This window comes from Pseudomonas onubensis (assembly GCF_965653655.1).
GTDB lineage: Bacteria > Pseudomonadota > Gammaproteobacteria > Pseudomonadales > Pseudomonadaceae > Aquipseudomonas.
In genome coordinates this window covers 1-472 of record NZ_CBFHAZ010000245.1, presented here as the reverse complement: position 1 = coordinate 472, position 472 = coordinate 1, and the positions used below count along the sequence as shown (strand labels likewise).

1 protein-coding gene is annotated in these 472 nt (G+C 51.7%); it reads right to left on the bottom strand.

The window, feature by feature from the left end:
* Positions 1 to 424: pyrroline-5-carboxylate reductase family protein (locus ACTD9P_RS29795; protein ID WP_438870441.1), on the bottom strand; the 424-nt coding region annotated here is incomplete at its 3' end.
* Between the last annotated feature and the right edge of the window lie 48 nt (positions 425 to 472).

Sequence of the window (472 nt, the reverse complement as noted above, 5' to 3'; positions counted from 1 at the left end):
TCTCAATAGAACGTTCGGTCGCGTGTTTAATGGCTTTGGCAATGGCTTCTCCGCCGCCTTCTGACCTGAGCGCATCGAGGCCGGCTTCCGTCGTGCCGTTTGGAGAGGTGATGTTTTCCCGAAGCACATCCGGTTTTTCACCCGTTTCCATCAGCATTTTTGCAGCGCCCAATAACGTTTGCGCGCCGATTTTGCGGGACAGCCGTTTGTCTAAGCCGGCTTCTTCACCTGCTTTTTCAATAAACTCCATTAAATAATAAAAGTACGCCGGTCCGCTGCCTGCGATGCCGGTGAAAATGTCCATCTGATCTTCCTTGATCACGTACACTTCCCCGAGGCATTCCAAAAGAGATACCGCGGTTTTTGCTGAACCGTAAGAGACATGGTCTCCGAAAGCCGCAGCTGTTGCCGATTCGCCGATCATGCTGGATGTGTTCGGCATCACTCTTACAACTGGCTGACGGTCATGTAA